General features: G+C 66.9%; 14 protein-coding genes and 1 riboswitch. Of the genes, 6 read left to right on the forward strand and 8 right to left on the reverse strand.

Annotated features, from left to right (window positions below; genetic code table 11):
- The first annotated feature begins 469 nt into the window (after positions 1-469).
- Positions 470-1,342, forward strand: coding sequence for an alpha/beta hydrolase (locus RZN05_RS03205; protein WP_317225179.1), 873 nt, complete (start codon positions 470-472; stop codon positions 1,340-1,342).
- On the opposite strand, the gene RZN05_RS03210 is transcribed toward RZN05_RS03205, so the two are convergent.
- From RZN05_RS03210 to RZN05_RS03220, 3 genes are read right to left on the reverse strand one after another with little or no spacing between them, the layout of a single operon-like run.
- Positions 1,329-2,600 (reverse strand): purine-cytosine permease family protein, encoded by a 1,272-nt coding sequence (locus RZN05_RS03210; RefSeq protein ID WP_317225180.1) that lies wholly within the window; start codon positions 2,598-2,600, stop codon positions 1,329-1,331. The two genes, RZN05_RS03205 and RZN05_RS03210, sit on opposite strands and share 14 nt — an antisense overlap.
- Positions 2,597-3,709 (reverse strand): DUF917 domain-containing protein, encoded by a 1,113-nt coding sequence (locus RZN05_RS03215; protein WP_317225181.1) that lies wholly within the window; start codon positions 3,707-3,709, stop codon positions 2,597-2,599. Before RZN05_RS03215 ends, RZN05_RS03210 begins: the two co-directional genes overlap by 4 nt.
- A complete protein-coding gene (locus RZN05_RS03220; protein WP_317225182.1) occupies positions 3,690-5,318 on the reverse strand; it encodes a hydantoinase/oxoprolinase family protein in 1,629 nt (542 codons plus the stop codon). Before RZN05_RS03220 ends, RZN05_RS03215 begins: the two co-directional genes overlap by 20 nt.
- Positions 5,319-5,550: 232 nt before the next feature.
- Here RZN05_RS03220 and RZN05_RS03225 point away from each other — a divergent pair, with 232 nt between their 5' ends.
- The 5 genes from RZN05_RS03225 (at position 5,551) to metE (ending at position 15,593) form a co-directional block, all read left to right on the forward strand.
- Positions 5,551-8,223 (forward strand): helix-turn-helix transcriptional regulator, encoded by a 2,673-nt coding sequence (locus RZN05_RS03225; protein WP_317225183.1) that lies wholly within the window; start codon positions 5,551-5,553, stop codon positions 8,221-8,223.
- A gap of 199 nt (positions 8,224-8,422) precedes the next feature.
- Positions 8,423-10,525, forward strand: a complete 2,103-nt coding sequence (locus tag RZN05_RS03230; RefSeq protein WP_317225184.1) for a TonB-dependent siderophore receptor — start codon at positions 8,423-8,425, stop codon at positions 10,523-10,525.
- Between the two features lie 74 nt (positions 10,526-10,599).
- A complete protein-coding gene (locus RZN05_RS03235; RefSeq protein ID WP_317225185.1) occupies positions 10,600-12,324 on the forward strand; it encodes an amidohydrolase in 1,725 nt (574 codons plus the stop codon).
- A gap of 28 nt (positions 12,325-12,352) precedes the next feature.
- Positions 12,353-12,946 (forward strand): FMN-binding negative transcriptional regulator, encoded by a 594-nt coding sequence (locus tag RZN05_RS03240; RefSeq protein ID WP_317225186.1) that lies wholly within the window; start codon positions 12,353-12,355, stop codon positions 12,944-12,946.
- 52 nt (positions 12,947-12,998) lie between these two features.
- A riboswitch (cobalamin riboswitch) is annotated at positions 12,999-13,199 on the forward strand.
- Between the two features lie 108 nt (positions 13,200-13,307).
- Complete coding sequence (metE, locus tag RZN05_RS03245) at positions 13,308-15,593, forward strand: 5-methyltetrahydropteroyltriglutamate--homocysteine S-methyltransferase (RefSeq protein WP_317225187.1); 2,286 nt, start codon at positions 13,308-13,310, stop codon at positions 15,591-15,593.
- Positions 15,594-15,790: 197 nt separating this feature from the next.
- Here metE and RZN05_RS03250 read toward each other — a convergent pair whose 3' ends face one another.
- The 5 genes from RZN05_RS03250 to RZN05_RS03270 form a co-directional block, all read right to left on the reverse strand.
- The gene (locus RZN05_RS03250) at positions 15,791-16,018 is read right to left on the reverse strand and encodes a hypothetical protein (protein WP_317225188.1); all 228 of its coding nucleotides are present in this window, start codon (positions 16,016-16,018) and stop codon (positions 15,791-15,793) included.
- Positions 16,015-17,370, reverse strand: a complete 1,356-nt coding sequence (locus RZN05_RS03255) for a M28 family metallopeptidase (protein WP_317225189.1) — start codon at positions 17,368-17,370, stop codon at positions 16,015-16,017. Before RZN05_RS03255 ends, RZN05_RS03250 begins: the two co-directional genes overlap by 4 nt.
- Before the next feature lie 96 nt (positions 17,371-17,466).
- The gene (locus tag RZN05_RS03260) at positions 17,467-18,903 is read right to left on the reverse strand and encodes an AMP nucleosidase (RefSeq protein ID WP_317225190.1); all 1,437 of its coding nucleotides are present in this window, start codon (positions 18,901-18,903) and stop codon (positions 17,467-17,469) included.
- 70 nt (positions 18,904-18,973) lie between these two features.
- Entirely contained in the window at positions 18,974-19,225 is a 252-nt protein-coding gene (locus RZN05_RS03265; RefSeq protein ID WP_317225191.1) for a hypothetical protein, read from the reverse strand.
- 73 nt (positions 19,226-19,298) lie between these two features.
- Positions 19,299-19,781 carry a peroxiredoxin gene (locus RZN05_RS03270; protein ID WP_317225192.1) on the reverse strand — a complete coding sequence of 161 codons (483 nt, stop codon included), beginning with the start codon at positions 19,779-19,781 and terminating at the stop codon, positions 19,299-19,301.
- Between the last annotated feature and the right edge of the window lie 76 nt (positions 19,782-19,857).

Raw genomic sequence — 19,857 nt, forward strand, 5'->3', positions numbered from 1 at the left:
GGTCGCAACAATAAGCGAGAGAATTGATATCGTGAGTGCCCAGCGAGCGGTACCGTTCTCTCGGCGTCGAAGCTCCGCTGCTATGATGGTGTGCAAGACGGTATCGTTGGTTCGTATTTGCGGCATTAAGTGCAGATCATAATCGCTAAGGCGGCGTGCTAGGAAAGGGGTGAGTTCATGCAGTCCCGTTATATCCTGCACGCTGATCGTCCCCGAAGTATCCCAAGGTTTCCACCATGGGCCGAATCTGCGATGCGACCTGTCATCGCAAGCTTGGTCTTCATTCTACGCCTCGTGATGCCGTGACTAAATGCGAGTTTGGGCGAAGTCTCAGTATTAACGAATGGAAAATTGGAGTGTCTATCGGCTGTGGACTACCCAATTTCGCTTTGCCTTACCCAATTGCTCCTCTAGCGGCCTGCCTTGCCAAGCGTTTCAATCCGCCCCGGACCAATAGGGGGAGGACATCATGTCCAGATTGCTCGCCATCAGCGCGCTTGCGCTCGTCTTGCTGGGCGCCTCGCCCGCGTTCGCCCAGAACCCGCCCGCCGCGTCCGGCTACGTCCTGCCCGATACCGAGACCTGGGAACTCAAGGGCGCGGACGGGTATCCCTATCAGATCTTCGTCTCCAAGCCCGCGGGGCCGGCGCCCGCAGGCGGCTGGCCGGTCCTGTATGTCCTCGACGGCAATGCGATGTTCGCCGGCTTCGCCGAAACGCGGCGGATGCACGATTACATGAAAGCCGACCCCGGCAAGACGATCGTGGTCGGCGTGGGCTACAAGACCGACAAGGCCTATGACATCCGCCGCCTCTACGATCTTACCGGCGGCCCGACTCCGCCGCCCTGGGATGTCGATCTCGGCAAGGCGCCCACCGGCGGCTGGGACAAGTTCCTCAATTTCCTCACCGGCCCGCTGCGGTCCGAACTCGATCGCCGCTACACGATCCATCGCGGCCGCCAGTCGCTGTTCGGCCATTCGCTGGGCGGCCTGTTCGCGATCCACAGCCTGTTCACGCGGCCCGACGCGTTCCACACCGTTATTGCCGCCAGCCCGTCGCTGTTCTGGCATGATCGGCTGATGCAGAAGGAGGAGCGCGAGTTTGCGGCGCGGCTCCAGTCGGGCAAGATCGACAGGGTCGGCCGGCTGATGGTCGTCTGGGGCGAGCGTGAGGAGACCATCCTCGAGCGCTGGGATGCCGAGGCGTTCGTCCGGCGGATGGACCCGCTCTCGGCTTATGGTCTCCGCACGCGCCACGAAGCCTATGACGACGAAGTCCACATCACCGTGCCGAGCCGTGCGGTGACCTCGACGCTGCGCTTCGCCTTTACCTGGCCCTGATCGGGAAGGCGCGCAGCCCGGCATAGACCGCAGCGGCGAACAAGGTCGCGTCGAGCGCCGGCACGCTCGTCAATGTCAAATCCTTGTACGCGCCCAGCGCGCCCACGCCGATCGACGCCGCCCAGGTTCCCAGGGCCTCCCAGCGGAAGCTCGGCAGCGCCAGCAGCGATTCCGCGGGATCTGCGCGGCGAAAGCGCGTCCAGCTGTCGATCACATAAATCGCGGCGATCGGCGGGATGATGAGCCCAAGGAACAGCACGAATGGAATGAACGCGTCGAGGATGCCCATCAGCGCGAAGATCGTGCCGAGTACCCCGCCGACCACGGTGAACACCCATTGGCGCACGCGCGGGAAGGTGGAGCTGAGCGACAGGCTCGACGAATAGAGGTTGAGCGCGTTGACCGTCCAGGTCGGCAGCACCAGCAGGAACAGCACCGGCGTGCCGAAGCCGAACTGGACGATCAGCTTCATGATGCTGGTTTCCTGCATCGCCAGCGCCGGGATCGCCGCGGCCGCCATCATCAGCGGGATCGCCACTGGGAAGGAGAGCGCCATGCTTGCCACCGCGCCGCGCGGCGTGCTGGTGAAGCGCGAGAGGTCAGGCATTGTTGCCACCGCGAGCATATAGGCGCCGAGCAACGCCGAGAGCGCGATGCCGAAATGCATCGGCTCGGCGGCAGTGGCGGGCGGCGCAGTGACGAAGCCGCGTGCGTTGATTGCCGCAACCACCACTGCGATCAGGATCGCGCCGAGCACCGGCACGGCGACCAGCGCCAGCCGGTCGAGCGCGCGGAAACCGATGATCGTGGAGCCCGTCATCAGCACCGCGCCCAGGATGACGAACGCCGTGAAGTTGCCGGCAAGGCCGTTGGCCGCGGCCGCTTCGACCAGCGCTTCGCCGAAGAAAGATGCATTGACCCCGAACCAGCAGAAATGGATCAGTGCGATCACCGTATTGATCCCCGCCGCGCCGCCGGTGCCGAACGAGCGGCGGACCAGCAGATAGGTCGAAAGCCGGGTGCGGACGCTGGTCACCGCGGTGAGCGATCCGGCGGCGCAAAGCAGGAGGCCGGCGCAGAGCGCGGCGAGCACTGCCTTGGTGAAGCCCAGCGCGAGCGCGTTGTGCGCGCCGTTGAGGAAATCGGGCAGCCCGATCGAGAAGCTCGCGACGATCAGTCCGACGCGCCAGCCGGGGATGGTGATCCCGTCCGGTACCGGGGAGTGGGCGTATTCGTCATGCGCTTCGCTGCTGCTCACCCATTCCCCCAGTCGTTGAGTGTTTCGATCGGCCGATAGGCGTCGGCAAGCCCGAAAGCGCCGGGGCCGACGATCGCGAGCGCTCTTTCGGTGCGCAGCTTGTCGGGTGCGGCGGCGCCGACCACCTTGACGCGCTGGCCGAAGCGCAGCCGCTCGGTGGTGATGCTGTCGGCGGTCTCGCGGTCCATCACGGTGATCAGATCGGGCACCATCGCGCGGACGACGCCGTCTACGGTGGCGATGAGGTTCTCGTTCTGGAACTCCATCTCCATCCGGCCCTGGCCGTTGAACCCCTCGATGATCACGCGGCCGACCGAGAAGCCGCCGCGGGTCTCGCGCTCGAGATCGACGATCTTGCCGTCGAACAGCGCGCCGGAATGCGGGTAGAGCCCGGTGTCGACCAAGGCGGCGTAGAGCGCGGCGAAGGGATCGGCGCCCGCGGCGCGCGCCTCGCGCACGGCTCTGCCGATCGCGATCGCCGCAGTGATGCTGCCGCCGATCGCATGAGCCTTGGCGTCGGCGCCGCTCAGCGGATATTCGACCATGTGCGCAGTGCCGCCGAGCTCGACCGAGAGCTTCCTGGCCTGGCGTTCGTGCTCGAGATTGTCGTCGGTCTCGATCACCGAAAGCGATCCGCACGACGAGGTGACCACCGACGGGCAGGCCGAGAGCCCTTCGATGTTGAAGATCGCCATCTGCGATTCGGGAAAGGCGCGGCCCATGCCGTCGGCGTCGACCACCGGGATGCCGAGCTCGGCGGCGGCGAGCAGCGGGGCCAGGCCGTTGCCGCCGCCGATCTCGATCGGCATCACTGCGTCGATCGGCTTGCCCATGATCTCGGCGAGCTTGCGCAGGCCGTTGAGTGCCTCGCGCCCATTGGGCAGCTTCTCCACCGAGACGGTCGGCGCGCCGATCCAGCCGCAGGGGACGACGAGCGCGTCGTCGGCAAGGCTGTCGAGCGAAACGAGACCGAAGGCGCCGCGTCGGGCGATCTCGGCCTCGCCGAGCAGCCGCGCATAATAGGGATCGCCGCCGCCGCCCGAGCCGAGGAACGCGGCGCCGGTGGCGAGGTCGATCAGAGCCTCGCGATCAATGCGATTGGGTTGCATAGGATTCCGTGAGTTTTTCGTCGAAAACATGCGCATTTTCGGCCAGATCGGCGACAATTCGCACGCGAACTTGTGCCGAACGTCCCGGCAGATAGCTCAAAAAGACCTCTTCGAGCTCGACGATCTCAACGCTGTCGGGCACGCCGCCCGCCGCGATGACCTGCTCGCTCGCCTGCCCGCGCAGCCGGTCGAGCGCCGCCTCGCGCGGCTCGCGGTCGTAGGAAACCACCTGCTCGATCTGCGCCCCCACCTGCGCGATCGCCGCACCGACCGCGTTCGCAACTGCAGCATGGGGCGGCCGGATCACCTGCGCCGCACCCCGAACCGTATCGGGAATCAGGAAGTTGCCTCCCCCCACCGCAAGCAGCACCGCGTCACCGCGGCTCGTCTTCATCCGGTCGATCGCTTCCTCGATCATCGCCTGTCCGCGCGCCCACACCGCGTCGATCACCGGCTGCGAGAGGGCGGGGAGCTTGGAAGGGTCGCCGAACTGCGCGCGACCCGCGGCGACGGCGATGTCGCTCGCGGTCAGCGTGCCGCCGCCGAACAGCCGGGCCTGCTCGACGATGCGGAAGCCGACCGAGTCCGGGCCCACGCGGAAGCTGTCGTCGGCGAGGGTCTCCGCTTCGTAGTGCGCGGGATCGAGATGGATGCGCGTGCCCCCGCCTAGCCCGATCGCGAGGATGTCGGGCATCCGGAAATTGGTGCGCGCGCCGCCGATATCGACCGAGACCGAGGATTCGCGCGGAAAGCCGTTGGCCAGCACGCCGACATCGGTGGTGGTGCCGCCCACGTCGAGCACGATCGCGTCGCGCACCCCGGTGAGGAATGCGGCGCCACGCATGCTGTTGGTCGGCCCCGAGCCGATCGTGAGCACCGGATAGGCCGCGGCCTGGTGCGCCGAGATCAGCGTGCCGTCATTCTGCGAGATGTAGAGCGGCGCCTGCACGCCGATCTCGACCAAGGCCCGCTCGAACGCAGAGACGACGCGCGCCGCGAGGCTGCCGAGCGCGGCGTTGAGGATCGCGGCATTCTCGCGCTCGATGAAGCCGATCCGGCCGATCGCATGCGACAGCGTGATTGCGGCTTCGGGGTGCTCTTCGTGCACCAGCTCGGCGGCGCGGGCCTCCATGCCCGAATTGACCGGCGCGAAGACGCTGGTGATCGCGATTGCGTTTACACCCGCTGCGCGCAGTTCCCGGACTGCGGCGCGAACCCTGGTTTCGTCGAGCGGGGCGATCTCGCGGCCGTCGACTTCGTAGCCGCCCGGGAGGAGGTAGACATGGCTGCCGATGCGATCGGCGAGGTCGGCAGGCCAGCCGGTCATCGGCGGCAGCGCCTCGCCCGAGGGGCTGGCGAGGCGAAGGATGCCGACAGTGTCGAGCTTGTTGCGCTCGACCAGCGCATTGGTGAAATGCGTGGTGCCGACCATCACGGAAGCGACTGCGCCAGCCGGGACATCCGCCTGCGAGAGGACTTCGCCAATCGCCGCGGCGACGCCCGAGCCGACATCGGCGGTGGTCGGCTGCTTTGTCCAGGCGACCACCGTTCCGCCGTCCATCAGGACGGCATCGGTGTTCGTCCCCCCGACATCGACACCAATCCGCACGAACTCAGCCCCTTAGGATGCCCCCTGAATGTCACGAGCTAAGGACCGGAAGCCCGGCGGCGCAACCTGCCGAACGGGTAAGTTGCGCCAAGGGACGGGTAAGGTTGAGACACCCGCACGCGATCCGTATAGCCTGTACCAGGCAGGGTAACGGGACCGGAAAGCAGGTTCGAGTGAAGGGCAATTTCGTTTGGACGAACTGATCCCGACCAAGATTGCGCCACCAATCTGGATGGGCGACCAGATTCGCCGCGACGCGTTGCTCGCGCGGCTCGACGAGGCGCTCGCCCGCCGCCTCACGCTGATCCATGCGCCGGCCGGGTACGGCAAGACCAGCCTGCTCGCGCAGTGGCGCGCACGGTTCGACGAGGACGCGCTGCTGGTTGCGTGGCTGTCGCTCGAGCGCGACGATTCGGATCCTGACCGGCTTGCCCAATATATCGCGCTGGCGCTGAGCGGCGTAGAGCCCGGGGAGGCGATGGACGAGGGCGACCGGATCGCTGCAGGGGTGCCCTCCCGTGCCGCCTTGTCGGTCATCATCAACCGCATCGCGCGCGAGAAGCGCCCGGTGGTGCTGATCCTCGACGATCTGCACTCCGCCGAAAGCGCCGGGGTGACCGATTTCCTCCAGTCGCTGATCCGCCATGCGCCGCGCAACTGCCACTTCATCATCGCCTCGCGCGACTATCCCTGGCTCGGCCAGTCGGTGCTCGCCGCCGAGGAGCAATTGCTCGAATTCACCGCCGAGGATTTGAAGTTCTCGATGACCGAGGCCGAGGCGATGCTCGCCCGGCCTGACGGCGCGCCGCTTGGCGGCGACGATGTCCGCAGCCTGATCGAGCGCAGCGAAGGCTGGCCGATCGCGCTGCAATTGACCTTCCTGTCGCTGAAGCGCGGGATGGATCGCCGCCGCTTCGTCGATGGGTTCAGCGGGTCGAGCACCGAGCTTGCGCGCTATCTGTCCGAACAGGTGCTGATGTCGCTGCCCGAGGACACGCAGGAGATTGTGATCCGCACCGCCTTGCTCGATCGGGTGACCGGCGAGGCAGTGAACCTGCTGTGCGACAGGCAAGATGGCTGGCTGATCCTGGAGAGGCTCGAGCATCAGGGCGTGCTGCTCACGCCGCTCTCGCCCGAGCGCGAGGCGTATCGCTATCATCAGCTCTTTGCGGGCTATCTGCGCGAGCGGCTGGCGCGGCGCGACGCTGGTGAGGCGCGCATGCTCCACCGGCGGCTGGCGGAATGGTTCGCCGGGCGCGGCGAGGCGGGCGAGGCGGTCAGCCACGCGATCCAGGCCGATGACGATGCGATGCTTGCCGGAATCGTCGAGAATGCAGGCGGCTGGCGGCTGATCCCGCAGGGCGAGCAGGGGTTGATTGAGCGTGCGCTGGCCAAGCTGCCTGCGGCCACCGTCGATGCGCGGCCGTTGCTGGTGCTTGCGCGGCTCTATCTCGACGTCAAGTTCGGGCGGATGGAGGCGGCGCGCGCCGAATATGACCAACTGGTCGAGCGTGCGGAGGCGGTGGAGACGCCGCCCGACCTGCTCACCGAGATCCGCGTCGTCGGCGACGTGCTCGTCGAGTATGAGAACGTGCCGATGACGTTCGAAGATCTGCTCGGGCGCGAGGGGCTGCTGCGCACGCTGCCGGCGGACGACCATCTCGCGCTCGCCAATGTCAGCGAATCGCTTGGTGCCAAATATTATGAGGGCGGCTGGCTCGAACGCGCGATGGAGCCGACGCTCAAGGCGCGGGAGCATTACCAGGCGCTCGGTTCGCCCTATAGCGACATGTTCACGCGCTTCCACGAGGCGCGCATCCGCTATGCCCAAGGCCGGTTGAAGGAAGCGGTGACGGTGCTCGCCGCGGCGCGCGGCGAGATCGAGCGCAATTTCGGCGATCGCTCGGACCTCGCCGCCAATTGCGCGGCGTTCGAGGCGGAGCTGCTCTACGATCAGGATCGCGCGGGCGAGGCGGGGGCGCTGCTCGAATGGGCGCTGCCGCACATGGAGCAGTTCGACGGCTGGGTGGACGTCTATGCCGCCGCCTATTTCACGGCGGCACGTTCTGCGGCGGGGGCAGGCGCGCTCGAGGAGGCGCGGGGATTGCTGGCGCGTGCGGGCGACGTCGCGCGCAAGCGTCGATTGCGCCAGCTCGAATTGCTCGCCGACCTCTGCGAGCTCGAATTGCTGCTGGCCTACGATAGCGACCTCGAGGCTGCGCAGGCACTTGCCGCGCGGATCGGGCTCGACGCGCTGGCGGACGCGATGTCGGAGGAATCGCCACTCTACCGCCCGGTCGCGGTCGCCGCGACCTTGTGCCGGGTCCGGCTTGCGCTGATCGACGGGCGGCACGGCGAGGCGCTTGCCGAGCTCGCGGCGACCGAGCGATGGGCGCGCGAGCACGGGGCAGGGCGGCTGCTGATCGAACTCAATTTGCTCCAGGGCTTTGGCAGCCGCGCGGCTGGCGACTTGGCCAAGGCACAGGCCTATTTCGACGAGGCGGTGGGCACGGCGATGTTCCAGGACATCGTCCGGCCGTTCGTCGATGCGCAGCGCTTCGTCCGGCAGGGACTGGAGGAGGCGCTGGCCGCGGCGCCGCGCGTCGATCGCTTCCGCGCGCAGTTCCTCAAGAACCTCGCACGGGCGCTGGCCAGCCGCCGCCCCGCCGCGGTGCCGGCCGCGCCGGACAGCTTGAGCGATGCGGAAGCGGCGATCCTGCTCCATCTGAGCCAGGGGTATTCGAACAAGGAAATCGCCCGGCTGATCGGCATGTCGCCCGATACGGTGAAATATCGCCTCAAATCGGTGTTTCGTAAGATTGGTGTCACGAAACGGCGCGATGCGGTGCGCGTCTCGCACGAACGCGGCCTGATCGCCGCGGCGGACCCGGCGCCGGCAGCCTGATCGGCGCCGCTTGCCCGGCGGCGCGCCGGCGCCTTACCCACTTTTGCCCAGGCCTTACCCTGAAAAGCGCGTGACGCTTTCCGCTCCTGCCATGTTCAATGGGGTGCAGGATTTTGGAACCATTTTCCGGCGCCAAGCCACCTAGAGGCAAATAGCCCGAGGCTGGAGAGCGTCTTTTGGACAGAGCGGGGGTTTGCACATGGCACAGCGACTGGTTTCGGGAATTTCGAGGACGCGGCAGCTCAGGCGGGGGCTGCTGACGGCCTGCGCGCTGGTCGCATGGTCGGGCACGGCGATGGCGCAGGAGGCCGGCGAGCCCGATGAGGACATCATCGTCACCGGCGAGCGCGCGCTTTCGGGCACGAAGACCGACACCCCGGTCACCGAGATCCCCCAGTCGGTGAGCGTGATCACCGCCGAGGACTTCACCGATCGTGCGGCGGTCAACCTCCAGGACGTCATCCGCTACAGCGCGGGCGCCACTCCCGAGCTCAACGGCGTCGATACCCGCGGCGACTTCCTCGCGGTGCGCGGCACCGGCGCCGAGCAGTATCTCGACGGCCTCAACCGCATGCCAGGCTTCATCTATGGCGGCCGGCTCGAGATCTTCACCATCGAGCGCGCCGAGCTGCTGCGCGGGCCTTCGTCGACGCTGTACGGCGGCGGCGGCGCGGGCGGCATCCTCAATTCGATCAGCAAGCGTCCGCAGGAGACGTTCGGCGGCGAGATGGGGATCATCTATGGCACCGACGACTACAAGCAGGCGCAGATCGACGTCACCGGCCCGCTGGTCGACGGCGTCTCGGCGCGCCTGGTCGGCATGGTTCGCGATGCGGACTTGCAGCAGAAGGGGCAGAAGAACGATCGCATCGTCGTGATGCCGTCGGTCACGCTGCGTCCCGGTCCGGACACCGAAGTGACTTTCATCGGCCTGTACCAGCGCGACAAGCTGGGCAGCCAGACCTATCTGCCGACCAGCAAGACCGTCGACGGCAGCGGCGCGACCAAGATCTCCGACGATTTCTACCTCGGCGAGCCGGACTATAATCACACGCATTCGAGCCACTATGCGTTCTCGCTGCTGGTCTCGCATCGCTTCAGCGACAACCTCGCGTTCAACAGCCGCAACCGCGCGTTCGAGCAGGACACGGATTACCAGGAAGTGTTCGGCTATACCGGCTTCGGCGGCGCCTATGCCGATGCCGGCCGCACGATCGCCAACCGAGCCTGGTATCTGAACCGCGCCAAGTACACCGGGCTCAACAGCGACAACAATCTGGTGCTGACCTTCGGCACCGGCCCGCTCGAGCACCAGATCCTCGGCGGGTTCGATTATACCGAGTTCCGCGAGGACAAGGAGGAGGGATTCGGCCAGGCGCCGGGGCTCAACCTGTACAACCCGGTCTATGGCGTGCCGTTCGCATCGGGCGTGGGCTGGATGACCGACACCAAGAACTCGCAGACCGGATTCTACTTCCAGGATCAGATCCGCGCCTGGGACCGCGTCTCGCTGGTGTTCGGCGCGCGGCACGACGATGTGAAGTCGAACGTCAACAACGTGCAGCTCGAAGGCAACAAGGCGTGGACCTTCCGCGCCGGGATCATCGCCGACGTGGTCAAGGGCGTGTCGCCGTACTTCAACTATTCCGAATCGTTCCTGCCGGTGTTCGGATCCAACTTCTTCGGCGTGGCCTATGTGCCCCGGAGCGGTCGCCAATATGAGGCGGGCATCAAGTTCCAGCCGACCTCGCGGATGCTGTTCACCGTCGCGGCGTACGACATCGAGGAACAGAATGTCCTGATCGCTGATCCGAACGAGCTGCAGAACTTCATCCAGGGCGGATCGACTCGCTCGCGCGGCATCGAGGCGGAAGCCAATGTGAAGCTGCCCGGCAATCTCGATCTGACTGCGTCGTACAGCTACACCCGCGCGGAGTATCTGGTGGCCGATGGCCGGCTGCGCGGCGACCGTCGCGAGAACCTGCCCGAGCATCAGGCGTCGGCCTGGGCGTCGAAGCGGTTCGATCTGGGCGGCGACCTCGCCCTCAAGCTCGGCGCCGGCGTGCGCTACCAGAGCGACAAGGTCAGCTTCGACCAGCTCTACCGCGTCGATCCGGTGACGCTGGCCGACGCGATGGCCGAGCTGAGCTACGGCAAATGGTCGCTCTCGGTGAACGGCTCGAACATCTTCAACGAGCGCGTCTACACCAATTGCAGCTATGGTGGCGCGCCGGTCAACGAGGGCTATTGCTACCTCGGCAAGGACCGCACGGTCCTCGGCACGTTGCGCCGTCGCTTCTGACGGATCGACCTGACGACCGGAGCCGCGCAACGATGCGCGGCTCCGTCTTGCAACATGAATATCGGGATCATCGCATGCACCGCACCGCCACCTCGCCTGTCCTCCGCCTGCTGCTCGGGGGCGCCGCGCTGCTCGCGATCGGCGCCGGCCCGGCGCCCAAGGGCCCGACCGCCGACCTGATCCTCACCAATGCGCGCGTCTATACCGTCGAAGAGGGCCAGCCCTGGGCCGAGGCGGTGGCGATCAAGGATGGCAAGATCCTCGCGGTCGGATCGGCGAAGCAGATCGCGGCGCGCAAGGGCGCGGCGACCAAGGTGGTCGATATGGGCGGCAAGTTCGTCATGCCCGCGTTCGGCGACGCGCATGCGCACCCGATCTTCGGCGGCATGAGCCATGCGCGCTGCTCGCTCCATTCGGGCAATACGATCGAGGACTATCAGCGCCTGATCAAGGCGTGCGTCGACAAGACCCCGGGCACCGGAACGATCTTCGGATCGGGCTGGAACCAGACGCTGTTCCCGCCCAAGGGCATTCCCAACAAGTCGTTCCTCGATGCGGTGTCGAAGGATCGGCCGCTGATCTTCGAATCCGATGGCCACACGCTGTGGGTGAACTCGAAGGCGCTCGAGCTCGCCAAGATCACCCGCGACACGCCGGACCCCAAGAACGGCACGATCGACCGCGACGAGAAGGGCGAGCCGATCGGCGCGCTCGAGGAATCGGCGATGGCGTTGGTCGAGCCGCTGATCCCGGCGCCGACGCCCGCCGATCTCGAAGGCGCGATCACGTATACCGCGCGCTTCTTCAACAGCCTGGGCATCACCTCGTGGCACGACGCCTCGGTCGAGTGGGACAAGAACGGCAGCAAGGCGCTCGACGCGTATCAGGCCGCCAAAGCCCGCGGCACGCTCACGGTCCACACCGCGATGGACTGGCACTGGAACAACGACCGTGGAATGGACCAGCTCGGCGACATCCTCAAGCTTTCGGCGAAAGCAAAGGAGATCGGGCTAACTGCCAATGGCGTGAAGTTCTTCATCGACGGCGTGATCCCGCAGCAGACCGCGGCGATGCTCGAACCCTATGAGGGCACCGACGTCAAGGGCGCCACCCAGATCGCGCCCGATACGCTGGCGCAAGCGGTGGCGGCGCTCGACGCGAAGGGCATGCAGTCGCATTTCCACGCGATCGGCGATGCCGGCGTGCGCCAGGCGCTCGACGCGGTCGAGAAGGTTCGCGGCCAGAACGCCGCGCACGACACGCGGCCGATGATGTCGCACATGAACGTGATCGATCCCGCCGACCAGGTGCGCTTCGGCAAGCTTGGCGTCGCGGCGATCTTCCAGCCGCTCTGGGCCTGCGACGAAGCCTATATGCGGCTCACGATCGAGCGGATCGGGCCCAAGCGCTCAGGGTACATCTATCCCGCCAACAGCATCCGCAAGGGCGGCGGGCTGGTCGCCTATGGCGCCGACTGGTCGGTCGCTTCGGCCAATCCGCTCGAAGGAATCGAAGTGGCGCTCACTCGCGTCGCACCGGGCGGCACGTCTGCGCCCTTGATCGCGACCGAGGCGGTGACCCTCGAACAGGCGCTGCGCTCCTACACGCTTAACGTCGCCTATGTGAACCATCTCGAAAAGCTGACCGGTTCGATCGTGGCTGGGAAGAGCGCCGACATCATCGTACTCGACAAGGACCTGTTCCGCATCCCGGTGCAGCAGATCCACCAGACCAAGGTGCTGCTGACGCTATTCCAGGGCCGTGCGGTGTTCGGCAAGCTCGACAGCGTGGCGCGCTGAGCCGGATCCGGTCGATCGAAGTGAACCGATGAGCCGCTATGCCCCCCGCCGCCCCGGCGACGTCGCCAGGTTCGTGCGAAGCGAGATGCTTGGTCTCGTCGTCACGCACGACGCGCAGGGCTATATCTCGACGCCGCTGCCGCTTCTCGCCGAAACCGGCGAGGACGGCGCGGTGCATACGATCATCGGCCATTTCGCCAAGGCCAACCCGCACGTCGCGCGAGTCGAGGCGAACCCGCAGGCGCTGATCAGCTTCCTCGGGCCGCACGGCTATATCGGGCCGGCGGCGGTTTCGAAGCCGGGCTGGGCGCCGAGCTGGAACTATCAACTCGCCCAGTTCGAAGTCGAGATCGCGCTCGAACCCGATCAGGGCGATGCCGCGATCCGCTTGCTGGTCGATGCGCTCGAGCAGGATTTCCCCCAGCCCTGGACGCCGGAGCAGATGGGCGAGCGCTATTCCCGCCTCACGCCGCATGTCGTCGCGTTCCGCGCGCAGGTCATCCGTCAAAGCGCGCGGTTCAAGCTCGGCCAGGACGAGGATCGCGAGACCTTCCGCGAGATCGTCGATGCGCTGGGCGACACCCCGCTGGCGCACGCGATGCTCGACCAAGCGCAGTATTGAGCGTCATATAAAGAATTCTTTATATGACGCTTGACGCGACTTGCCCGTGGTGCAATTGAGCGCGGGTCAAGGTTCTTCGTCCGGGGTTCGCCCTGCGTCGGAGCTAAGACGGGAAGCCGGTGCGATGCCGGCGCTGCCCCCGCAACTGTAAGCGGCGAGCTGCGGTCCAAAATGTCACTGGGGCGTGCCCTGGGAAGACGGACCATCGGCTGTGACCCGCGAGCCAGGAGACCTGCCTTCGACGCGATAACGTCCACCGGCGGGGTGCCCGGATTGGCCGCTTGCGTGCCGGCCGGGTCGTTGGTCGCGCATGTGCGCGTCTAGTTCGCGTCTCTCGCCCCATTCTTCGGGGTTGAAGAACATGACCATTACCGTTGCTACCTTGGGGTTTCCCCGCATCGGCCCGCGCCGTGAGCTCAAGCACGCGCTAGAGGCGCATTGGGCGGGCAAGATCGGCGAGGCCGAGCTGCTCGACGCCGCATCGGGGCTGCGCACCGCCGCCTGGGCGCGGCAGAAGGCGCTGGGCGCCGACTGGCTGCCCTCAAACGACTTCTCGCTCTACGATCACGTGCTCGACACCAGCGTGATGCTGGGGGCGATCCCCGAGCGCTATCGCAGCGCCGATGGCGAGGCGGGGCTGGCGACCTATTTCGCCATGGCGCGCGGCACAACCGGGGACGATCACGGCGCGTGCAGCCATGGCAGCGTCACCGCGTGCGAGATGACCAAGTGGTTCGACACCAATTATCATTATCTCGTCCCTGAGTTGGTCGCCGGGCAGAAGCTGGCGCTCAACCGGCTCAAGATCGTCGACGAATATCGCGAGGCCAAGGCGCAGCGCTATGAAACGCGCCCAGTGCTGCTCGGACCGGTGACCTGGCTGAGCCTCGCCAAGGGCCGGGGCGTCGATCCCTTCGACTATCTCGATGAAGTCCTGGGGCTCTATTCGGTAATCCTCGGACATCTGGCGCAGGTCGGTGCCGAATGGGTGCAGATCGACGAGCCGGTGCTGGTGCTCGATCTCGATGACAAACAGCGTCGCGCGCTGACCCGCGCCTATGCCAGGCTGTCGCGCTCGGGTCCCAAGCTGATGCTGACCACCTATTTCGGCGGGCTCGGCGAAAATCTCTCCTTTGCGGCGGCGCTGCCGGTGGCGGGGCTGCATGTCGACCTGGTGCGCGCGCCCGAGCAGCTCGACGCGGTGCTCAAGGCCGCGCCGAAGTCGCTGCTGCTGTCGCTCGGGGTGATCGACGGGCGCAACGTGTGGCTCGCCGACCTCGACGCGCTGCTCGCGCGGATCGAGCCGATCGCGGCGACGCGGGACCTGGTGCTCGCGCCGTCCTGCTCGCTGCTCCACGTGCCGGTCGATCTGGCGCTGGAGAAGAAGCTCGATCCGGAGGTGACGCAGTGGCTCGCCTTTGCGGTGCAGAAGATCGAGGAGCTGGCGTTGCTCAAGCGGGCGCTCAACAACGGGCGCGGCAGCGTTGCCGGCGAACTGGCCGAAGCCTCGCAGGCCGCGGCGAGCCGCAAGGCGTCGCCGCAAGTGCACAACCCGCAGGTCCGCGAGCGGGTGGCCGGGGTGACGGCGGCGATGGAGGCGCGGCAGTCGGAGATTGGCGTGCGGACTGCGGCGCAGGCGGCGGTGCTTGGCCTGCCGGCGTTTCCGACGACGACAATCGGGTCGTTTCCGCAGACCGGTGAGGTGCGCAATGCCCGGGCGCGGTTCAACCGGGGCGAGCTCGACGCGGCAGCGTACGAGGCCTTCCTGCGGGAGGAGACCGAGCGGACGATCGCCTGGCAGGAGGAAATCGGGCTCGACATGCTCGTCCATGGCGAGTTCGAGCGGAACGACATGGTCCAGTATTTCGGCGAGCAGCTTTCGGGGTTTGCCTTCACCATCAATGGCTGGGTCCAGTCCTATGGCTCGCGCTGCGTGCGACCGCCGATCCTGTTCGGCGACGTTTCGCGGCCCAAGCCGATGACGGTCGCGTGGTGGCGCTATGCGCAGAGCCTCACGGAAAAGCCGGTCAAGGGGATGCTCACCGGGCCGGTGACGATCCTCAACTGGTCGTTCGTCCGCGACGACCAGCCTCGGGCGGAGTCGTGCAGGCAGATCGCCCTGGCGATCCGCGACGAAGTGACCGACCTGGAAGCCGCCGGGTGCAAGGCGATCCAGATCGACGAGGCGGCGCTGCGGGAAGGGTTGACGCTGCGGCGCAAGGATTGGGCCGGGTATCTCGACTGGGCGGTCGCCGCGTTCCGGCTGTCCGCCGCGGGGGTGGGGGATGCCACCCAGATCCACACCCATATGTGCTACTCCGAGTTCAACGACATCCTGCCGGCGATCGGGGCGATGGAAGCCGATGTGATCTCGATCGAAACCGCGCGGTCGCAGATGGAATTGCTCGAGGGGTTTGCGGCGTATCGCTATCCCGGCGCGATCGGGCCGGGGGTGTACGATATCCATGCGCCGCGGGTACCCGGCGAGGCCGAGATGGTCAGCCTGATGCGGCTGGCGCAGGCGCATCTACGGCCTGAGCAGCTTTGGGTGAACCCGGATTGCGGGCTCAAGACGCGGAACTGGGCGGAAGTGAAGCCAGCGATCGAGGGGATGGTCGCGGCGGCGCGGACCTTGCGGGCGGGGTGAACCCTGCAACTCCCCTCCCTGAAAGGGAGGGGCTGGGGGTGGGTGCCGCTGCGAAGACAGCGGCTCGGCGGCGAGCGAAGGAGCTCGCTGCGCTCGCTACCCACCCATGATCGGGTGAACAGCGCCCCGCGCTGTTCAGGCCATGCCAGGGGCATGGCCGACCCGATCATCCCTCCCTTGCAGGGAGGGGAACCATCTTAGCCTTCCACCAGCGGGTGCTTGCCGCGGACGTCGTCGAGCAGGCGCTCGATGATCGCGTTCTCGCCGGGGCTACCTGAGGGAGCGACCGCCCAGTTGCAGTGCGGGTGCGTCTCGGCGCTGTAGACGCGCACCCGCCCGAGCGCGGCGCGCCAGTCGCGCTTGGTGCCGCCGGCCTTTCGGACCAGCGCGTTCACTAGAACGTCCTCGAGGTCGCCCGCGGTCATTCGCTGGGGCGGCCGCCGGGCTTCCACTCGGGCTTGGCCTTGCTGTTCGCCAGGCTGGCGAGCGGCTTGACCAGCGACTGGATCGCCCGCGCCATGAACGGCAAGTCGAGCTTGTCGATCGTGTCCTCGGGCGTGTGGTAGGTCGGCACGGTCGCCCAGCCCGAGACGGTGTGCGCCACCACCCCGCGCAGCGCCAAGGCGTAATTGTCCGAGCGCTGGAAGAAGTTCTGCTCGGGATAGGGATCGGTGGTGACCAGCCCGCCATGCGCCTTCAAGGTGTCGCCGAAGGTCGAGCGCTCGAACCCGGTCATCATCATCGTCCCCGCGGGGAGCTTGGGATCCTGCTGGCCGATCATCTCGATCTCGAGATTGGCGACGATGTCGGCGAGCGGCACCGGCGGATGATCGGCGAACCAGTGCGCGCCGAAGCCGCCCGCCTCCTCGCTGCCATAAGCGGCGAACAGGATGCCGCGGCGGTGCTTCTTGCCGGCCAGCACCCGCGCCAGCTCGATCACCGCGGCGGTGCCCGAGGCGTCGTCATTGGCGCCGTACATCACCTGCCCGTCGGGGCGGACGCCGAGATGGTCGAGATGCGCCGTGACCAGCAGCACGCCCGCGGCCGGATCGGTGCCGGGGAGGTAGCCGATCGCGTTGGTGGTGACCTGCTGCTGCTGGACCAGCCCCGGCAGTTCGAGCGCGATCTGCGCGCCATCCTGCGCGGCGAGCTTGTCGAAGGCGGCGTCGTTCAGCGCCAGGATGTTGCGCCGGGGGCGAGCCGTCTCGCCCTTGATATAGCGTGGCAGGCGGGGGCGGGCGCCGATGACATCGTAATAGCCGCGCACCTCTTCGGTGGCGCGGATGATGACGAGCTTAACCTTCGACTGGTCGACCTGGCCCGCGACCTGGAGCCCGTTGGCTGCGGGATTGGTGACGAGCAGCACGTCGGCGGCCGGCGCGGCCTTGGGATCGGTGCCGGCGAAGAGAGTGAGCTTGCCGCGGATCGGATCGCCATTCGACGAGAACAGCATCGGCGCATCGACCGACGCGCCGTTCGCGGTGAGGACTGGGGCGCCTTCGAGCTTGAAGCTGATCACGTCGATCGGCTGGGTATAGCCGGCCATGCCCGGTGCGATCGCCAGGCCATGACCGCGGAACATCGCCGCGACATAGGCGGCCGCCGCGGCCTCGTCGGGCGTCGCGCTGCCGCGGCCGCGCAGCGCCGGGCCGGCGAGCACGTCGACATGCGCGCGGACCTGCTCGGGGGTGATCGGCGCGGGTGCGCGCTGCGCCTGGGCGGCGGTGGCGAGCCCCACCGCCAGTGCGCCGGCAAGGAGGATGGTCTTCGGCTTCATGGTGCCCCGCGTTCTGGAAGGTGCGCCATCCTTAGGAAGCCGCGCGGAGTAGGGCAACGGGGCGGCGGCAGGATAATCGCGCGCATGCGCCTCCGATCAGCGGAACGGCGGCTCGTTGAACGCGCGCAGTTTGCGCGAGTGGAGCTTGGCGCCTTCGCGGCGGAGTTCTTCCACCGTCTCGATGCCGATGCGGAGATGCTCGTTGATCGCGCGCTCGTAGAAGCGATTGGCCTGGCCGGGCAGCTTCAGCTCGCCGTGGAGCGGCTTGTCCGAAACGCATAGCAAGGTCCCATAGGGCACGCGGAAGCGATAGCCCTGCGCGGCAAGCGTGGCGCTCTCCATATCGACCCCGACGGCGCGGCTGAGCGAGAAGCGCAAGGCCGTGCGCGAATAGCGCAGCTCCCAGTTGCGATCGTCGGTGGTTACGATCGTGCCGGTGCGCAGCCGCTGCTTGAGCTCGTCGCCCGACTGGCCCGAAACGGTCTCCGCCGCGCGGGCGAGCGCAAGCTGGACCTCGGCGATCGCCGGAATCGGGATCTCGGGGGGCAGCACGTCGTCCATGATGTGATCGTCGCGCAGATAGGCGTGGGCGAGGACATAGTCGCCGATCCGCTGGCTGGGGCGCAGGCCGCCGCAATGCCCGATCATCAGCCATGCCTCGGGGCGCAGCACCGCGAGGTGATCGGTGATCGTCTTGGCGTTGGACGGGCCGACGCCGATATTGACCAGGGTGATGCCGGTATTGCCTGGCGCCATCAGGTGATAGGCGGGCATCTGGTGGCGGCGCCACGCGCTGTCCGAGATCAGCCGGTCCATGTCGGCGGCATCCTCGATCACGATCCCGCCCGCGCCCGACACGCCGGTGAAGCGGCTTTCCGGCCCGAGCTGCGCGCAGGCCCAGCGGACGAACTCGTCGACATACCGATGATAGTTGGTGAACAGGATATACTGTTGGACGTGTTCGGTCGGCGTGCCGGTATAATGGCGGAGCCGCGCGAGGCTGAAATCGGTGCGCAGCCCGTCGAACAATGCGAGCGGGCGGGTGCCGTCATGCGACATCCACAGCCCGTCGGCGATCTCGTCGCCGATATGGGCGAGCTCGGTTGCGGGGAAGTGGCGCGCCAGCTCTGTCGCCGAGACTTCGTCGAGCCGCAGCGCATGGCCGGGATCGAGGACATAGGCGAAGGGGATTTCCTGGCGCCCGGTCGCGGCGTCGACCTCGACGTCGTAATCCTCGATCAGCAGGGTGAGTTGCTCGATCAGATAGTCGGAGAACATCGCCGGCTTGGTGACGCTGATGCGATACTCGCCCGGATCGATCAGCCGCCCGAACGAGCGGGGCGGGGCGGGGCGATCGCTGCCGCCGCGATAGGTGAGCCGGATCTCGGGATAGGCGAACGAACCGTCGGTTCGGCTGCTCGTGGCCGGCGGCGTGCCGTCGGTGAGGTAACGGTTGAGGGCGGTCTGAAGGCGATCGACCGAGGCGCGATAGAGGCGGTCCAGCTCGGCGACGATGTCGGATGCTTGAGTCATCTTGGATCGCTAATGCGCGAAGATGACTCTGGCAAGACTGCCGGGGCCCGCGAACGGACCCCGGCGAGACTTACTTCTTGGAAGGCGTGTCCTTCTCGCCACCCAGCTGGGTGGCGGCATAGACCGCGCCGCCCACTGCAGCGGCGGCACCCGCAGCGACCGCGGCGGCGGCGACCGGATGCTCCTTCACTGCCTGCACGGTCGCGTCGACGGCGTCGCCGATCGCTTCCTGCGCACTGGCGATGAACGACTTCTCGGTCGTCGAAGCCGAAGTCGATGCGGTGTTGTCGTTGCCCGAATTGCTGTTGCTGGTGTTGGCCATGGTTCTTCCCTTCGCAGAAATCACTCGACTCAACTCCCGCACCTGCGCGCCAGTTCCGTTACGGCCCCGTCCGTTACAGCCGGCCGAGCAGATAATCGGCCGAGCTGACTTCGAACGCGCCGGGCGCTTCGACGTGAAGCTGCTCGACCACGCCGTCATTGACCACCACCGAATAGCGCTGGCCGCGCTGGCCAAGACCGAAGGCGCTGCCGTCCAGCTCGAGGCCCAGCGCCTTGGCGAAGGTGCCGTTGCCGTCGGCCAGCATCGTCACCTTACCATCGACGCCCGAGGCCTGGCCCCATGCGCCCATCACGAACGCGTCGTTCACCGCAGTGCAGGCGATCTCGTCGATACCCTTGGCCTTCAGTTCGTCGGCCTTCTCCACGAAGCCGGGGAGATGCTTGGCCGAACAGGTCGGGGTGAATGCGCCGGGCACCGAGAACAAGGCGACCTTGCGGCCGGCGAAATACTCGTCGGAGCCGATCTGCTCGGGGCCTTCCGCGCCCACCTTGACGAGCGGGGTGCTGGGAATGCGGTCGCCAACCTGGATGGTCATAAACTCTCCTTTTGAGGGTAGCGCACCAATTGGCGCGGCCGTGGACATTTTCAAGCGTGACGGACCCGAAACCGAA

The organism is Sphingomonas sp. HF-S4 (assembly GCF_032911445.1).
In the GTDB taxonomy this organism is placed as follows: Bacteria; Pseudomonadota; Alphaproteobacteria; order Sphingomonadales; family Sphingomonadaceae; genus Sphingomonas; species Sphingomonas agrestis.